This is a genomic window from Streptomyces sp. NPDC014882 (assembly GCF_043081325.1).
Taxonomy (GTDB): domain Bacteria; phylum Actinomycetota; class Actinomycetes; order Streptomycetales; family Streptomycetaceae; genus Streptomyces.
The window spans coordinates 131,964-147,303 of sequence record NZ_JBIBWL010000015.1 but is presented as its reverse complement, the minus strand read 5'-3'; the positions used below and the strand labels follow the sequence as shown (position 1 = coordinate 147,303).

The following is a 15,340-nucleotide window of genomic DNA, read 5'->3' as shown; positions in this document are numbered from 1 at the left end:
GACGCAGTCTGTCTCAGGGCGAACGGAAGAGGTAGGGGCATGGACGTCGGGCTCAAGCGCGAGCTGGAGCAGAAGGTCGGGGCCGGTGAGCGGCTGACCCGCGAGGACGGCATCGCGCTGTACGAGTCGGACGACCTGGCCTGGCTGGGCGGACTCGCGCACGAGGTGCGCACGCGCAAGAACGGCGACGTCGTCCACTTCAACGTCAACCGGCACCTCAACATGACGAACGTGTGCACGGCCTCCTGCGCGTACTGCTCCTTCCAGCGCAAGCCGGGGGAGAAGGACGCGTACACGATGCGCATCGAGGAGGCCGTCAGGCTCGCGAAGGCGATGGAGTCGGAGAACCTCACCGAGCTGCACATCGTCAACGGCCTGCACCCGAACCTGCCGTGGCGGTACTACCCGCGCTCCCTGCGCGAGCTGAAGGCCGCCCTGCCGGACGTGTCCCTGAAGGCCTTCACGGCCACGGAGATCCACCACTTCGAGACGATCAGCGGCCTGTCGGCGTCCGAGATCCTCGACGAACTCATCGACGCCGGCCTGGAGTCCCTCACCGGCGGCGGCGCGGAGATCTTCGACTGGGAGGTCCGTCAGCACATCGTGGACCACCGCACCCACTGGGAGGACTGGTCGCGGATCCACCGCCTGGCGCACGAGAAGGGTCTCAAGACCCCGAGCACCATGCTGTACGGCCACATCGAGGAGCCCCGCCACCGCGTGGACCACGTCCTGCGGCTGCGTGAACTCCAGGACGAGACCGGCGGCTTCCAGGTCTTCATCCCGCTCCGCTACCAGCACGACTTCGTGGACATGAAGGACGGCAAGATCCGCAACCGCCTCCAGGCCCGCACCCAGATGGCGACGGGCGCGGAGGCCCTCAAGACCTTCGCGGTCTCCCGCCTCCTCTTCGACAACGTCCCGCACGTCAAGGTCTTCTGGGTCATGCACGGCGTCCAGACCGCCCAACTGGCCCTCCAGCACGGCGCGGACGACATGGACGGCTCGGTCGTCGAGTACAAGATCACCCACGACGCCGACAACTACGGCACCCCCAGCAAGCTGACCCGCGAGGACCTCCTGGACCTCATCCGCGACGCGGGCTTCCGCCCGGTGGAGCGCAACACCCGCTACGAGATCATCCGCGAGTACGACGCCCCGGACCCCGCCCGCAGGGACTCCCCCCAGCCGATGCGGGTCTGAGGACCCGCGCCCGCCGGCGGACGGCCCCGTCGGGGGACGCGGGGTGCGGGACGCGGGGCGCCGGGCCGCGTCCCGGGGGCCGGGGGACCGCGCGGCCGGCTCCCGCCGGCCCGCACCCGCCGCTCCCTCCGGGGTAAGGATTAGCATCCTTCCGTGTCCCTTACCTTCACTCTCGACCCCGCCGTCACCCCCGACCTGCGCGACGGCCTCCTGGACCTCTGGACGGACGTCTCCAACGCGGGCGGGGCCGTGGGTTTCGTCCCGCCCGTGACCCGCGAACTCGTCCGCCCGGAGCTGGTCCGCCACCTCGTGCAGATGGCCGAGGGCCGCACCCGCCTCCTCGTCGGACGGGACGGGGCGGGCGACGTGGCGGCGACCGCGTTCCTCACCGCCAACACGCACCGCCTGATGACCCACTGGCTGTGGCTGTACACGGTGATGGTGCACCCCCGTCACCAGGGCAAGGGGTACGGCCGCGACCTGCTCGCCGCCGCCGCCGACGCGGCCCGCACCTTCGAGGGCGTGGACGCGATACGGCTCACCTGCCGGGGCGGCCTCGGCCTGGAACGCTTCTACGCGTCCTGCGGTTACAAGGAGGTCGGCCGCGTGCCGGGCGCGATCAGGGTGGCGCCGGGCGACGACCGGGACGACGTCACGATGCTGCTCCCGCTGGGCTGACCGCCCCGGGCCCGCCCCCGCTGCGGGGCCGGGAGCCGGGCGTGCTTCACTGGACGGTGCCGGATGGGACCTTCGGGACCTTTTCACCCCCCGGTGGGGGTCCAGAGACGGAAGAGTGGGTTGAGATGCTCCGCTACACGCTGATGCGCCTCGGTGTCTTCGTCGGCTGCTTCGCGGCCGTCTGGGGACTCGTCTACCTCGGCGTCTTCCCGCGTGGCCTGGGCGACTCCAACGGCATGTGGATCGTGCTGCTCGCGCTGGTGCTCTCCGCGCCGCTCAGCTTCGTCCTGCTGCGCAAGGAGCGCGACCGCGCCTCGGAGACGGTGGTGCGCCGCGTGGACCGGCTGAAGGCGGGCCTGGAGTCCAACCGCTCCCAGGAGGACGAGCCGGCCGACTCCTCCCGCGCCCAGGGCCAGCCCTCGTAGGCGGTCCGCCCCCCGGCGGCGGGACCGTACGGGCCGCGGTGAACGGCTGAGGCCGCGACCGCGGCCCGTTCGCATGTTCCCGTACGTCCCGCGTGCCCGGTGTTCCTGTGTGTTCCGTGGGCCTCGGTGGTCTCGTGCGTCCTGCGCGCCCCGGTGTTCCTGTGCGTCCCGTGTGCCCCGGTGCTCCCGTACGTCCCGGGCCTCGCGCGGTCCGGTGGTCCCGTGCGCCCTGCCGTCCCTGAGCGGCCCGGGCGTCCCGATGCCCCCGTGCGCCCAGGGGTTCCCGTACGCCTCGTGCGCCCCACTGTTCCCGCGCATCTCGTGTACCTCGCGGCCTCCGTGGGTCTCGCGCGCCCTGCCGCCCCCGTAGGCGTCACGCGTTCCGCTGCCCGCGCGTTCTTCCTCCCTCTGCGCCTCACGCACTCCCGCGGTCGGCCCCCTCCCCCCAGGGCGGCACCAGAGGGGCGGCCCGAGTGGCACCGCCATGGCGCCATGGCGGCCCTCGCCGCTCTTCCGGCGCGTTATGGCGGCACTCCGACGCGCCGATTTTCGAGAGAAGTGCCAGCTCAGGCCCGCTCGTGCCAAAGATGTGCCAATTCGACTCGCTCATGGCGTCATTCATGTGCCATGATGGCGTCATGGACCTCGCTCCCTACGTCGACCACCTCCGGCGCGAACTGGCCGTCGCCGCGGACGCCGGCGGCGACGACGCCCGCGCCCTGGCCGAGCGGCTCACCGCTCCCCTGGAGTCCGCCGCCCGCCTGATCCTGCTGAACGCGCTGTCCGCCGCCATGGGCGAGGTCACGCGGGAGCTGGCGCCGGGCTCGGTCGACGTGCGGCTGCGCGGATCCGACCCGGAGTTCGTGGTGACGGCACCGCCCGTCGCCGAACCGTTCCGGGAGGCGGGGGAGCCGCCCGCGGCTCCCGCCGCGCCGGCTTCCTCACCGCTGCCGGCGGACGCCGACGACGGCGCCATGGCGCGGATCAACTTCCGTCTCCCCGCCCACCTCAAGGTCCGCGCCGAGGACGCCGCGGCGGCGGAGGGCCTGTCGGTCAACGCCTGGCTGGGGCGGGCCGTGTCCACCGCGCTGGACGGCGGTGAACGCGCGGCCCCGCCCGGCCGCGGCAAGGACACGGGCGGCCGGGGCTTCACCGGCTGGGTCCGCTAGGGCGTGTTTCGAAAGTCCCGTCTGCCCGGCGACGCCTGGCACGCACGCTCGCCGCGTTGTCGGGATCACCCCGATACAACCAGTATCGGGGCGACCCTCCGCCTTGCGATCGCACGCACCAGACGCCGCCGGGCCTGCCCTTCGGGCAGACGACGCCACTTTCGAAACACGCCCTAGGACCCGCCCGGCCCGCGCCGACCTGCTCCACCCCTTCACCGGCGGACCGCCGACCAGCCGACCAGCCGGTCCGCCGACGTCACCCACCACCCATCACCCACCACCCGCCTCACCGGCGGGAACACCCAACCGAGCCAAGAGGACGGGACAGCCATGCCTGCTTTCGAGACCCCCGAACCGATCTCCGTCACCCTTGAGCTGGAGGCCGGCACCGCCCGCATCACCGCGGGCAAGCGCACCGACACGGTCGTGGAGGTGCTGCCGCGCGACGGCTCCGACGACAACGACGTCCGCGCCGTGCAGCAGACCCAGGTCACCTGCTCGGGCGGCCGCCTGACGGTCAGGACCCCCAGGAAGCGGTCGCCGTTCGGCAAGCCGGGCGCCGTCGAGGTGAGCATCGAACTGCCCGCCGGATCGGACGTCCGGGGCACCACGGCCATGGGCGGCCTCTTCTGCGAGGGCCGCCTCGGGGACGTCACGCTCAAGACCTCGCTCGGCGACCTCCAGGCCGACGACGTGGCCGGCGCCGACCTGAGGACCGACCTCGGCGACATCCGCCTGACCCGCGCGACCGGGGACGTCGAGGCCGTCGGCGCGGGCCGCATCGAGCTCGGCACGGTCGCCGGCGCGGTGACCGTCAAGAACGGCAACGGCGCCACCGGCATCGACGAGGTGACCGGTCCCCTGAAGGCCAACGCGGCCAACGGCGACATCGTCGTCGCCGTCGCGCACGGCGCCGTCACCGCCAAGTGCGCCAACGGCCGCATCCGTATCGGCGACGTGACCCGCGGCCGCGTCGACCTGCGCACCTCCGTCGGCGACGTCGAGGTCGGCATCCGCGAGGGCACCGCCGCCTGGCTCGACGTGACCAGCAAGTTCGGCACCGTGCGCAACGCGCTCGGCTCCTCCGACGGCCCCGCGGACTCCGACGAGACCGTCGAGGTGCACGCCCGCACCAGCGCCGGCGACATCCTGATCCGCCGCGCCTGACCCCCCACCCCCCACCCCGACCCACCGCCTCGAAAGGAAAGCGGCATGACCTCCCCCCAGACGTCCGCGCCGGCCGTCACGCACGGAACGGCGCCGGCGATCACCGCCACCGGACTGCGCAAGTCCTACGGCGAGAAACTCGTGCTCGACGGCATCGACCTGAGCATCGCCGAAGGCACCGTCTTCGCCCTGCTCGGGCCCAACGGCGCCGGCAAGACCACCACGGTGGAGATCCTCTCCACACTCGTCGAGGCCGACGCGGGCGAGGCCCGGGTCGCGGGCCGCCACCTGACCCGGGACGCCGACGCGGTGCGCACCGTGATCGGCGTCACCGGCCAGTTCTCGGCGGTCGACAACCTGCTGACCGCCGAGGAGAACCTGCTCCTCATGGCGGACCTGCACCACCTGGACCGCGGCGAGGGCAGGCGGCGGGCCGCGGACCTGCTGCGCCGCTTCGACCTGTCCGAGGCGGCGCACAGGACGGCCGTCACCTTCTCCGGCGGCATGCGGCGCAAACTGGACCTGGCGATGACCCTGGTCGGCACGCCGCGGATCATCTTCCTCGACGAGCCCACCACGGGACTCGACCCGCGCAGCCGGCGCACCATGTGGGAGATCATCCGCGGCCTCGTCGCCGACGACGGCGTGACCATCTTCCTGACCACCCAGTACCTGGAGGAGGCCGACCAGCTCGCCGACCGGATCGCCGTACTGGACCACGGCCGGCTGATCGCCGAGGGCACCCCCGACGAGCTGAAGCGGCGCATCCCCGGCGGGCACGTCCGGGTGCGCTTCGCCGACGCCCGGGGCCTGGACACCGCCGCGGCCGTCTTCGGCGTCGGCACCCGCGACGAGGACTCCCTCACCCTCCAGATCCCCAGCGACGGCTCCGTCGCCGACCTGCGGGCCGTCCTCGACACCCTGGAGTCCACCGCGGTCCGGGCCGAGTCGCTCACCGTGCACACCCCCGACCTCGACGACGTCTTCCTGACCCTCACCGGCCGGCCCCGCCCCGCCGACGGCGCCGCCCACTCCGCCCACACCGCCCGCCCCGCCGAAACCGTCGCGACACCGAGGGAGAACGTCTGATGGCCACCGTGTCCTACGCCGTCCGGGACTCCAGGACGATGCTGCGGCGCAACCTCAAGAAGGCGCTGCGCTACCCGTCCCTGACGCTCACCGTCGTCATCATGCCCCTGATGATGCTGCTGCTGTTCACCTACGTCTTCGGCAACGCCCTGGGCGCCGGCATCAGCGGCCTGCCCACCGGCGGCGGCGACTACATCGACTACGTCGCGCCCGGCATCATCCTGATGGCCGCCACCTCCGGCGCCCTGACCACGGCGATCAGCGTGTGCGTCGACAAGACCGAGGGCATCGTCAACCGCTTCCGCACGATGCCGGTCTCCCGGGCCGCGTTCCTGACCGGCCACGTCGTCGCGGGCGTGATCCAGACGATGACCAGCGTCGCGCTCGTCGTCGGGGCCGCCCTGCTGATGGGCTTCCGCCCCGACGCGACGCCCGTGGAGTGGGCCGCCGCGCTCGGCCTGCTCACCCTGCTCACGTTCGGGCTCACCTGGCTCTCCGCCGGCATCGGCCTGGTCGCCAAGAACCCGGAGACCGCCAGCAACATCCCGATGCCGCTGACCTTCCTGCCGTTCGTGGGCAGCGCCATCGTGCCGGCCGACTCCATGCCGGCGGGCCTGCGCTGGTTCGCCGAGTACCAGCCGTTCACGCCGGTCATCGAGACCCTGCGCGGCCTGTGGCTCGGCACCGGGATCGGCTCCCAGGCGGTCGTCGCGCTCGCCTGGTGCGCGGGGCTCGCCCTGGTCGGCTACGTGTGGGCGCGCCGTACCTTCCAGGCCGGCGCCAAGCGCTGACCGCCGCTCCGCGGCCCCACTACGCTTCCTCCCATGGGTGCCGTGAAGACCAAGCGGATGCCGCGTGCGGTCCGTGAGCAGCAGATGCTGGACGCCGCCGTGGAGACCTTCGGGCGACGCGGGTACATGGCCGCCTCGATGGACGAGATCGCCGAACTGGCGGGTGTGTCCAAGCCGTTGGTCTACCTGTACCTGAACTCCAAGGAAGACCTGTTCACCGCGTGCATCCGGCGCGAGGCCACGGCGCTCGTCGAGGCGGTGCGCGCGGGGGTGGACACGGAGCTGACGGCCGACCGCCAGCTCTGGGACGGCCTACTGGCGTTCTTCGCGCACACCGGCCGTCATCCGCACGCCTGGTCCGTCCTGCACATCCAGGCCCGCACCCACGGCGAGGCGTTCGCCGCCGAGGTCACGGCGATGCGCGCGGAGATCGTGGCGTTCGTGACCCGGCTGATCGCGGTCGCCGCCCGCGAGGCGCACCGCGACCCGGACCTCCCGGAGCGGGAGGTGGCGGGCCTGGCCGAGGCCCTGGTGGGCGCCGCCGAGTCCCTGGCCACCTGGGCCAACACCACCGAGTCGGTCACCCCCCGCCAAGCGGCGGCCACCTTGATGAACTTCGCCTGGGCGGGCCTGGGCAACCTGATGACCGGCCGGCCCTGGTCCCCGCCGGAGGCCTGAACAGGCGTCCCGGCCCGGGATCCTGAACCGGAGCCCCGGCCCGGACTCCCGCACCGGGTTTCCGGACCGGATCCCTGAACGGGGTTCCCGGACCGGCCCGTTCAGCCCGCCGGTGTCACCGGCTCCACCCGCCCCCGCACGTGCACGCGCCCCTCCCCGCCCGTCCCGCGCAGTTCGAACCGCCCTCCGCCCGCCGCGAAGGCCACCGTGCCCGGCAGCAGGACGGGGGCGCGGAAGTCGACGTGGACGCGTGCGGCGTCCGGGGCGCCGTGGGCGGCGAGGCAGCGGGCCGCGGTCCACATGCCGTGGGCGATGGCGCGGGGGAAGCCGAAGAGGCGGGCGGTGAGCGGGGAGAGGTGGATGGGGTTGCGGTCCCCGGAGACGCTTCCGTACCGCCGTCCGACGTCGGCGCCGAGCCGCCACTCGTCCACCACGGGCAGGGGACCCGCCGCGCTCGACGCGACCCGCCCGGCCTCCTGTCCGGCGTCCTGCCCGGTCTCCTGCCCGGTCTCCCGCCCGGTCTCCCGCCCGGTCTCCCGCCCGGTCTCCCGCCCGGTCTCCCGCCCGGCGTCCCGCCCCGGCGTCCGGTGCCGGGCGAGGTAGGTGCTCTCCGACTCCCACACCGTCTCCCCGTCCTGCCGCAGCCCGGTGACGACGACCGCCTCCGTGCCGCGCCGGTGCGGTGCCAACCGGTCGACGTGGACGAGGAGTTCGTACGTCCCCGTGACCGGGAGGGAACGGTGCCGGGTGAGGCTGATCGACGTGTGGACCAGGCCGAGCAGCGGGAGGGGGAAGGCGCGGCCGCTCATGATCCGCACGGCCAGGGGGAAGCCGAGGACGTGCGGGTAGGTGACCGGCAGGGCGTCGGCGCCGGTGGGGAAGCCGCACACCCGCTCGTAGGCGGCCGACCGGGCCGGGTCGACGCGCAGCCGGGGCAGGGTGAGCCGGCCGCCGGAGAAGACGGCACCGGGGCGGGGCCGCTTGAAGGGCGACAGCAGCGCGCCCCGTGCGAGGAGCGGGCCGAGGGCCGGGGGAGCGGAGGGCGCCGGGGCGGTCACGAGGCCCGCCTCCCGCCGGCGGGACGCGCGTTCCGGTCCGTCATGTCCATCTTTCCTGCCCCTCGACCACCCGTGTCCGTACGCTTACTCTGAAGTAATGTTACCGCCGGTAAAGGGAACGGCGGCCTCGCCCGCCCTCCCCCGGCCACACCCGTCATCACCGGACCCGACGGTCACTCACCCGCCCCTGGAGGTTGCACAGCCCCGGCCCACGAACACCCCCGAACCCGCACGATCCCCACACGTCAGCCTCGTACGATCCCTTCCCGACCCGCGAGCGCCCCCTTCCGCGGGTCCGCCCCGGTTGAACGCCTCGACGCACGAGGCACGTACCTCATGCAGTCGGCAGTTCGGTCGCTGCACGCCCAGGGAGCCGCCCGTGTCCACCCCGTACTCGTCCTCCACACCGGCCTTCGCCGGTTACGACGCTCCCCCCGCCCTCGTGGAACCCGAGACCCGCAGGCTGGACGGCGTCGTGCGGGAGGCGGCGATGCCGGTGTTCGCGCGCCCCATGACGCACGGCTCGCTCGCCGAGCTGCCGTTCGACAACGCGGGGGCGGCCCCCGACGCGGTGGTCCTCAGCCGCAAGGACGCCGAGGGCCGGTGGACGGACGTGACGGCACGGCAGTTCGCCGCCGAAGTCCTCGCCGTGGCGAAGGGGTTGATCGGGGAAGGGCTGGTGCCGGGCGACCGGATCGCCGTCATGGCCCGCACGAGGTACGAGTGGACGCTGCTCGACTTCGCCGCCTGGGCGGCCGGACTGGTCACCGTCCCCGTCTACCCGACCTCCTCCGTCTTCCAGACCCGGTGGATCCTCCAGGACTCCGGCGCGGTCGCCCTCGTCACCGAGACGGTCGGGCAGGCGGCGGCCATCGGCCCCGAACGCGACCGGCTGCCCGACCTGCACCACATCTGGATCATCGAGAAGGGCCACGTGGACCGCCTCGCCGAACTGGGCGAGCAGCACGTCCCGGAGGCCGAGGTCGACGTCCGCCGGGGCATGCTGGTCCCCGACACCCTCGCCACCCTCGTCTACACCTCGGGCACCACCGGCCGCCCCAAGGGCTGCGCGCTCACCCACGGGAACTTCTTCGCCGAGGTCGACAACGCGATCGAACTGCTCTACCCGGTCTTCAAGTCGACCACCGACGACCTGTCCGTCCTCCTCTTCCTCCCGATGTCCCACGTCTTCGGCCGGATGGTCGCCATCGCCTGCGTCCGCGCCCGCGTCCGCCTCGGCCACGCCCCGAGCCTCAAGGCCGACGAACTCCTCCCGGACCTGGCCGCGTTCAGGCCCACCTGCCTGCTCGCCATCCCGTACATGCTGGAGAAGATCTTCAACACGGCCCGCGCGAAGGCGGAGGCGGGCGGCCGGGTGTCCACCTTCGACCGCGCCGTGAACACGGCCGTCCGCCACGGCGAGGCCGTCGAGGCCCGCAACGCGGGCGGCAGCGGCCCCGGCGCGGCCCTGCGCGCGGCGCGCGCCCTCTACGACCCGCTGGTCTACCGCCGCATCCGCAACGCGATGGGCGGCCGGGTCCGGCACGCCATCTGCGGCGGCTCCCCGCTGGGCCGCCGCCTCGCCGCGTTCTACACCGGCGCGGGCATCGAGATCTACGAGGGCTACGGCCTCACCGAGACGACCGGCGCCTCCACGGTCACCCCGCCGCTCAAGCCCCGCCTCGGCACTGTCGGCTGGCCGCTGCCCGGCACGAGGATCCGGATAGCGGCCGACGGCGAGGTGCTCGTCGCCGGCGACCACGTCCTGCGCGGCTACTGGGACCCGGCGGCCGGCGGAGTCGTCCCCGCCGCCCCCGACGGCTGGCTGGCCACCGGCGACATCGGCGAACTCGACGACGAGGGCTACCTCACGATCACCGGCCGCAAGAAGGAGCTGATCATCACCTCCGGCGGCAAGAGCGTCGCCCCCGCCCCGCTGGAGAACTGGCTGCGCTCGCACCCCCTGATCTCCCAGGCCATGGTCCTCGGCGACGGCCGCCCCTACGTCTCCGCCCTGCTCACCCTCGACCCCGACGGCCTGACCCACTGGCGCCAGATGAACGGCAAGCACCCGGTGCCTGCCGAACTCCTCACCGATGACGAGGAGTTGCTCGGCATCCTCCAGCGCGCGGTCGACGAGGCCAACAAACTGGTCTCCCGCCCCGAGTCGATCCGCCGCTTCGCCGTCCTGCCCCGCGACCTCACCGAGGCGGAGGGCCACCTCACCCCCTCCATGAAACTGCGCCGCGGGGCGGTCCTGCGGGACTTCGCCGACGTGGTGGAGGGCCTGTACCCGCGGTAAAGGGTTCGCGGCGGGGCCTCACGGCCGGGGAGGATGCCGGGCGTGAACGCCATCCCTGATCCTGCGTGGGTATCCCCGGCTTCAGCCGGGGAGGGAAACGCATTCTTACCCTGGAGGCGCGAAGCGCCGGAGTTCTCTGCGCCTCCGGGGGTGACGGTCATACAGGCCGCTTCTGGTCCTCGATGTACTGACGGATCACAGTCGGCGGTGCTCCGCCGCAGGAGCCTGCGAAGTAGGAGCGGGACCAGAAAACCGGGCCCATGCCGGTGCGGTTGATCCGGTCGGTGTACTCGGCGCGCAGGTAGCGGGAACTGACGCCCTTGAGGCTGTTGATCAGCTTCGACAGGGCGACCTTCGGCGGATAGTGCACGAGAAGGTGCACGTGGTCCTGTTCGCCGTTGAACTCCCGCAGTTCCACATCGAAGCCGGCGCACACCTCACGCATGATCTCCTCGCACCGTTTGAGCATGGCGTCATCGAAGATGCCGCGCCGGTACTTCGTGACGAACACCAAATGAGCGTGAAGGTGATAGGAGACGTGGCGACCTTTGCGAATATCGGGGTCTGATGCCCAGCGCGGTGACATACACCAAGTGTAGTAGGATCAAGGGAACCGACGTGGAAGGGGGGTGGGTCGGATGATCCGTGCGTACAAGTTCCTCATGCGGCCCACCGTGGGCCAGGCGATCGCGCTCGGCGAGATGCTGCGCGATCACTGCTCCCTCTACAACGGGGCATTGCAGGAGCGCCGTGACGCCTACCGGCACGTGTCGAAGACGGGCATCAAGTACGGGCAGCAGTCGGCGCAGCTCAAGGAGATCCGCGCCTTCGACCCGGAGCGTCAGGGCCGGTGGTCTTTCTCCAGCCAGCAGGCCACCTTGCGCCGTCTCGACAAAGCGTTCGCCGCGTTCTTCCGCCGGGTCAGGTCCGGCGACACGCCGGGCTACCCGCGCTTTCGGGGCGTGAACTGGTTTGACACGGTGGATTTCCCCAAGGACGGCGACGGCTGCCGTTGGGACTCCACCCCGCACAACCCCGTGACCCGCGTACGGCTCCAGGGTGTCGGGCACGTCAAGGTCAACCAGCACCGGCCGGTGGTCGGCAGGGTCAAGACCGTGTCCGTCAAGCGCGAGGGCAAGCGCTGGTACGTGGTGCTCACTGCCGAGCAGGCACAGCCCGAGCCGCTGCCCAGGACGGGCAGTGTGGCCGGCATCGACATGGGCATAGCCAACTTTCTTGCCGATTCCCACGGCGAGTTCGTTCCCAACCCGCGTCACGGGCGCAAGGCCGCCGCGAAGTTGGAAGCCGCACAGCAGGCCCTCGCCAGGTTCCCGCGAGTCCGGCGCGACAAGCGGACCGCCAACCACCGCCGTGCCGTCCAGAAGGTTGCCGACCTGCACCGCAAGGTCCGCCGTCAGCGGCTCGACCACGCACACAAGACCGCCTTGGGCCTGGTCCGCGAACACGATGTCATCGCGTACGAAGACCTCAAGATCCGCACCATGGTCAAGGCCCCCGAGCCGAAGCCCGACCCCGAACAGCCGGGCGCGTTCCTGGCGAACGGGGCCGCCGCGAAAGCCGGACTCAACCACTCGATCTCGGATGCCGGATGGGGGGTGTTCCTGACGATCCTGCACGCCAAGGCTGAAAGCGCCGGACGAGAAGTGATCGCTGTGGACCCCCGCAACACCTCCCGGACCTGCCCCGAATGCGGGCACGTCTCAGCGGAGAACCGGCCCACCCAGGAGAAGTTCCACTGCGTCTCGTGCGGCCACTCGGCGCACGCGGACACGGTGGGCGCCCTGAACGTTCTACGGGCCGGGCTGGTCCGTCGCGACGCCAACCCGGCATAGCGAGAAGCCCCCGCGTTCACGCGGGGGAGGAGTCACCGAGTTCTTCCACCACCCGCTGGCCGAGAGCCCGGACCGCCCGGACGGCCTGGTGTGGGGCGTCCGGATCGACGGGACGGACCTGCGCACGCTCGTCGGGGAGGCGACGTACCCGCTGTGGCGGGCCGAGCTGGCGGGGGAGTTCGACGACGAGGCCGAGGACGAGAGGGAGACCGCGGAACAGGTCCGCGTTCAGCACGACGGCCTGGGCGTCGCCGAGTTCGAGGACCACTTCCGCAGCGCCGGGGACACCGTGCCGCTGCTCGGCTGCTCCTGCGGCATCTGGGGCTGCTGGCCCCTCATGGCGAAGGTCACCGTCAGTTCTACGACGGTGACCTGGTCGTCCTTCCGCCAGCCGTACCGGGAGCCGTGGGGGGAACTGGCGATGGGCCCGTACGAGTTCCCCCGCGACGCCTACGAGGCCGCGCTGGCCGCTCCGCCGGTGCTGGACGGGGACCCGCTGCTGCCGTAGGGGAGGAAGCGCGCCCAGGCGGCGGGGGAGAGGCTCAGGGCGGGACCGCCGGGGTCTTTGGAGTCACGGACATGGACGACGGCGGGGCAGACGGCGGCTTCGAGGCATTCGCCGCCTTCGCCGCCGCTGTAGGTCGACTTCCGCCAGGTGTAGGCGGCTTCGAGGCAGTCGCCGCCTTCGCCGTCGCTGTAGCTGGACTTGAACCAGGTGAGGTTCTTGCTGCTCATAGCTCCTCCAGCTTCTTCTCGATCAACGTGCGGGTTTCTCTGGGCGAGAGAGCCATTGCCCGCATGATTCCATAGCGTTCAGCGATCTTCCGGACCTCTTCCGGGTCCGTGATCAGCCGGGGATAACCCTGTGCCTCCGTATACGCCACCTGTGTGTGCTTCTTGGGGGTCAGAAGGTTGAACGCACTGCCCAGGTTGGGGTGTTCCTCCACTCTGGTCGGCATTACCTGGATCTCTACGCTTCGCATGACGCTTACTGTCAGCAGCCGTTGCAATTGCTCCCGATGGACCTCCCGTCCGCCGATGGGCCGGTCCAGCACCACCTCCTCGATCACATAGCTGATGACTGGTGCGGGCCAGCGCTCGAACAGCCTTTGCCGTGTTAGCCGGTCGGCAACCCGCTGCTCGATCGTCTCCTCGCTCAACAAAGGGCGACGCTTGGCGAACACGGCGTGCGCGTGCCCCGGCGTCTGGAGAAGCCCGTGCACGGCGTGATTGGCGTAGAAGTGCAGCTCCACCGCCTCCGCCTCCAGCGCCGCGTACCCCCGGTACCACTCCGGGTGCCGCGTCCGGACCCTGCTCATCGCCTCCCGCACCTCGGGGATCGCGTCGGCGAGCATCCCGCCGGCCTCCAGCAGGGCGTCCGCCTTCTCCAGCACCTCCGGCCGGATCAGCCGTACCCCCCGCTCCATCGACGAGATGGCGTCCGGGCCGTACCCGACCAGCACGCCGAAGTCCTTCTGCGTCAGCCCCTTCCGCTCGCGCAGCCGCTTCAGCATCTTGCCCAGCGCCGTGAACAGCCCCGTCGTCCCGTCGGACTCCGCCGGTGTCTCCGGCCTCCGCTCGCGGTCCTCCTGCATGCCACCCGCCCCTCTCGCACGTGCTTGTGGTCGCACCGACGCCCCGTACGCGCCTCTCTGCGCATGCGTACAGCTACGGAGAGTCGCGAATGCGCCCTTGGCCAGGGTAGGGACAACAGGTCAGGCTGAGTCGTGTGAATTCCGAAATCTCCACCCAGATCCCCACCCCCCTCGGCGAACTCACCCTCCGCCTCAGCTCCACACCGAGGGGCGCCCGGCTGGCCCGGCGGCTGACGGCGCAGCAGCTCGACGCGTGGGGGCACCCGCACGGCGGGGACGCCAACGACACCGCGCAGCACGTCGTCGCGGAGCTGGCGGCGAACGCCGTGACGCACGGCCGCGTGCCGGGGCGGGACTTCGAGCTGCGGCTGCTGCTCCTCCCCGGGGACACGCTCCGTGTCGAGGTGAGCGACGCGCGGGGCGACCGGCGGCTGCGGATCGTGACGGACCCGGAGGCGGAGGGCGGCCGGGGCCTGGTGCTGGTCGCCGTGCTCGCGAGCACGTGGGGCGTCGACGAGCGGGAGGTGGGCAAGACGGTGTGGGCGGAGCTCCCGCTCGCCGCGCGGAAGGGGCCCGTCGGCTAGGCCCGCCGGCTAGGCGCGGGCGATCAGGTAGGCCTGCGGCACCTTCTCGTCGAGTTCGGGCTCCGGGGCGCGGACCGTGCGGGACCGTACGGAGAAGCCCGCCGCGGTGAGCAGTGCGGCCATGGCCTCGGGCCGGCGGCGGTGGAAGTCCAGGGACACCGGGTGGCCCCAGGGCCGGTCGTGGTGCTGGGGCTCGTCGCCGACCTGGAAGGCGAGGAGGGCGTGGCCGCCGGGCCGCAGGACGCGCCGGAACCCGGCGAAGAGGCGCGGGAGTTCCTCCACGGGCGTGTGGATCGACGAGTACCAGGAGACGAGCCCGTCCAGCGAGCCGTCCGCGTGGGGCAGCTCCAGCATCGAGCCCCGCTCGAACCGGATCCCCGGATTCTCCCGCCGCGCGACCGCCAGCATCGCCTCCGACAGGTCCAGGCCGGACATGCGCAGCCCCAGCGAGGCGAGGTGCCCGGTCACCCGCCCCGGTCCGCAGCCGAGATCGGCCACCTCCGCGCCGGGGCCGACGAGTTCGGCGTACACCGCGAACACGGCCCGGTCCCAGGGGAGCTTCGCGTGCAGGTCACGGAAGCGGTCGGCGTAGTCCTCGGCGACGGCGTCGTAGAAGGTGCGGGTGGCGGTGAGGAAATCGGGGGCTCCGGTCATGCGCGGGACCGTAGCGGGTCCCTCCGACACCGGTCCCGGACGGCGGCCGACGCACGCGTACGGCCCCCGCCCCCACCCGTACGGAAACGGTCCG

Annotated in this window: 17 protein-coding genes; 12 read left to right on the top strand and 5 right to left on the bottom strand. The window is 72.0% G+C overall.

Features of this window, described 5'->3' with window-relative positions; genetic code table 11:
- Positions 1-39: 39 nt before the first annotated feature.
- The 8 genes from mqnE (at position 40) to ACF09K_RS28540 (ending at position 7,200) form a co-directional block, all read left to right on the top strand.
- Entirely contained in the window at positions 40-1,203 is a 1,164-nt protein-coding gene (gene mqnE / locus ACF09K_RS28575) for an aminofutalosine synthase MqnE (protein ID WP_392248039.1), read from the top strand.
- Between the two features lie 153 nt (positions 1,204-1,356).
- Complete coding sequence (locus ACF09K_RS28570; RefSeq protein WP_392248037.1) at positions 1,357-1,881, top strand: GNAT family N-acetyltransferase; 525 nt, start codon at positions 1,357-1,359, stop codon at positions 1,879-1,881.
- Positions 1,882-2,006: 125 nt separating this feature from the next.
- Positions 2,007-2,306 (top strand): DUF4229 domain-containing protein, encoded by a 300-nt coding sequence (locus ACF09K_RS28565; protein ID WP_392248035.1) that lies wholly within the window; start codon positions 2,007-2,009, stop codon positions 2,304-2,306.
- Positions 2,307-2,944: 638 nt separating this feature from the next.
- Entirely contained in the window at positions 2,945-3,475 is a 531-nt protein-coding gene (locus tag ACF09K_RS28560) for a hypothetical protein (protein ID WP_392248033.1), read from the top strand.
- 330 nt (positions 3,476-3,805) lie between these two features.
- On the top strand, positions 3,806-4,642 hold the full coding sequence (locus ACF09K_RS28555; protein ID WP_392248031.1) for a DUF4097 domain-containing protein: 837 nt from the start codon (positions 3,806-3,808) through the stop codon (positions 4,640-4,642).
- A 45-nt stretch (positions 4,643-4,687) separates the two neighbouring features.
- Positions 4,688-5,731 (top strand): ATP-binding cassette domain-containing protein, encoded by a 1,044-nt coding sequence (locus ACF09K_RS28550; RefSeq protein WP_392248029.1) that lies wholly within the window; start codon positions 4,688-4,690, stop codon positions 5,729-5,731.
- Complete coding sequence (locus ACF09K_RS28545) at positions 5,731-6,522, top strand: ABC transporter permease (protein WP_392248027.1); 792 nt, start codon at positions 5,731-5,733, stop codon at positions 6,520-6,522. Before ACF09K_RS28550 ends, ACF09K_RS28545 begins: the two co-directional genes overlap by 1 nt.
- Positions 6,523-6,555: 33 nt before the next feature.
- Complete coding sequence (locus ACF09K_RS28540) at positions 6,556-7,200, top strand: TetR/AcrR family transcriptional regulator (RefSeq protein WP_392248025.1); 645 nt, start codon at positions 6,556-6,558, stop codon at positions 7,198-7,200.
- 101 nt (positions 7,201-7,301) lie between these two features.
- Here the strand turns inward: ACF09K_RS28540 and ACF09K_RS28535 are convergent, their stop codons facing one another.
- Entirely contained in the window at positions 7,302-8,258 is a 957-nt protein-coding gene (locus ACF09K_RS28535) for a MaoC/PaaZ C-terminal domain-containing protein (RefSeq protein WP_392248023.1), read from the bottom strand.
- A gap of 379 nt (positions 8,259-8,637) precedes the next feature.
- Here ACF09K_RS28535 and ACF09K_RS28530 point away from each other — a divergent pair, with 379 nt between their 5' ends.
- Positions 8,638-10,560 (top strand): AMP-dependent synthetase/ligase, encoded by a 1,923-nt coding sequence (locus tag ACF09K_RS28530; RefSeq protein WP_392248021.1) that lies wholly within the window; start codon positions 8,638-8,640, stop codon positions 10,558-10,560.
- A gap of 157 nt (positions 10,561-10,717) precedes the next feature.
- Here ACF09K_RS28530 and tnpA read toward each other — a convergent pair whose 3' ends face one another.
- A complete protein-coding gene (gene tnpA / locus ACF09K_RS28525) occupies positions 10,718-11,146 on the bottom strand; it encodes an IS200/IS605 family transposase (protein ID WP_392248019.1) in 429 nt (142 codons plus the stop codon).
- A gap of 52 nt (positions 11,147-11,198) precedes the next feature.
- Between tnpA and ACF09K_RS28520 the strand changes: the two genes are divergently transcribed.
- Both ACF09K_RS28520 and ACF09K_RS28515 read left to right on the top strand, forming a co-directional pair.
- Positions 11,199-12,413 carry an RNA-guided endonuclease InsQ/TnpB family protein gene (locus ACF09K_RS28520; RefSeq protein WP_392248017.1) on the top strand — a complete coding sequence of 405 codons (1,215 nt, stop codon included), beginning with the start codon at positions 11,199-11,201 and terminating at the stop codon, positions 12,411-12,413.
- Positions 12,414-12,501: 88 nt separating this feature from the next.
- Positions 12,502-12,921 carry a hypothetical protein gene (locus ACF09K_RS28515; RefSeq protein WP_392248015.1) on the top strand — a complete coding sequence of 140 codons (420 nt, stop codon included), beginning with the start codon at positions 12,502-12,504 and terminating at the stop codon, positions 12,919-12,921.
- Here the strand turns inward: ACF09K_RS28515 and ACF09K_RS28510 are convergent.
- On the bottom strand, positions 12,864-13,148 hold the full coding sequence (locus tag ACF09K_RS28510) for a DUF397 domain-containing protein (RefSeq protein WP_392248014.1): 285 nt from the start codon (positions 13,146-13,148) through the stop codon (positions 12,864-12,866). The genes ACF09K_RS28515 and ACF09K_RS28510 overlap by 58 nt on opposite strands.
- Positions 13,145-14,008 carry a helix-turn-helix domain-containing protein gene (locus tag ACF09K_RS28505; protein ID WP_392248012.1) on the bottom strand — a complete coding sequence of 288 codons (864 nt, stop codon included), beginning with the start codon at positions 14,006-14,008 and terminating at the stop codon, positions 13,145-13,147. The genes ACF09K_RS28510 and ACF09K_RS28505 overlap by 4 nt, the downstream gene beginning before the upstream one ends.
- 134 nt (positions 14,009-14,142) lie before the next feature.
- On the opposite strand from ACF09K_RS28505, the gene ACF09K_RS28500 reads away from it, so the two are divergent.
- Entirely contained in the window at positions 14,143-14,592 is a 450-nt protein-coding gene (locus ACF09K_RS28500; protein WP_392248010.1) for an ATP-binding protein, read from the top strand.
- Positions 14,593-14,601: 9 nt separating this feature from the next.
- Here ACF09K_RS28500 and ACF09K_RS28495 read toward each other — a convergent pair whose 3' ends face one another.
- The gene (locus ACF09K_RS28495; RefSeq protein WP_392248008.1) at positions 14,602-15,246 is read right to left on the bottom strand and encodes a class I SAM-dependent DNA methyltransferase; all 645 of its coding nucleotides are present in this window, start codon (positions 15,244-15,246) and stop codon (positions 14,602-14,604) included.
- Positions 15,247-15,340 lie beyond the last annotated feature (94 nt).

Excerpts from the sequence above, each read along its gene's own strand:
- ACF09K_RS28520 (WP_392248017.1), top strand. The coding sequence starts at position 11,199 with ATGATCCGTGCGTACAAGTTCCTCATGCGGCCCACCGTGGGCCAGGCG.
- tnpA (WP_392248019.1), bottom strand. The coding sequence starts at position 11,146 with ATGTCACCGCGCTGGGCATCAGACCCCGATATTCGCAAAGGTCGCCAC.
- ACF09K_RS28540 (WP_392248025.1), top strand. The coding sequence starts at position 6,556 with ATGGGTGCCGTGAAGACCAAGCGGATGCCGCGTGCGGTCCGTGAGCAG.
- ACF09K_RS28505 (WP_392248012.1), bottom strand. The coding sequence starts at position 14,008 with ATGCAGGAGGACCGCGAGCGGAGGCCGGAGACACCGGCGGAGTCCGAC.
- mqnE (WP_392248039.1), top strand. The coding sequence starts at position 40 with ATGGACGTCGGGCTCAAGCGCGAGCTGGAGCAGAAGGTCGGGGCCGGT.
- ACF09K_RS28560 (WP_392248033.1), top strand. The coding sequence starts at position 2,945 with ATGGACCTCGCTCCCTACGTCGACCACCTCCGGCGCGAACTGGCCGTC.
- ACF09K_RS28555 (WP_392248031.1), top strand. The coding sequence starts at position 3,806 with ATGCCTGCTTTCGAGACCCCCGAACCGATCTCCGTCACCCTTGAGCTG.
- ACF09K_RS28510 (WP_392248014.1), bottom strand. The coding sequence starts at position 13,148 with ATGAGCAGCAAGAACCTCACCTGGTTCAAGTCCAGCTACAGCGACGGC.
- ACF09K_RS28550 (WP_392248029.1), top strand. The coding sequence starts at position 4,688 with ATGACCTCCCCCCAGACGTCCGCGCCGGCCGTCACGCACGGAACGGCG.
- ACF09K_RS28565 (WP_392248035.1), top strand. The coding sequence starts at position 2,007 with ATGCTCCGCTACACGCTGATGCGCCTCGGTGTCTTCGTCGGCTGCTTC.
- ACF09K_RS28495 (WP_392248008.1), bottom strand. The coding sequence starts at position 15,246 with ATGACCGGAGCCCCCGATTTCCTCACCGCCACCCGCACCTTCTACGAC.
- ACF09K_RS28545 (WP_392248027.1), top strand. The coding sequence starts at position 5,731 with ATGGCCACCGTGTCCTACGCCGTCCGGGACTCCAGGACGATGCTGCGG.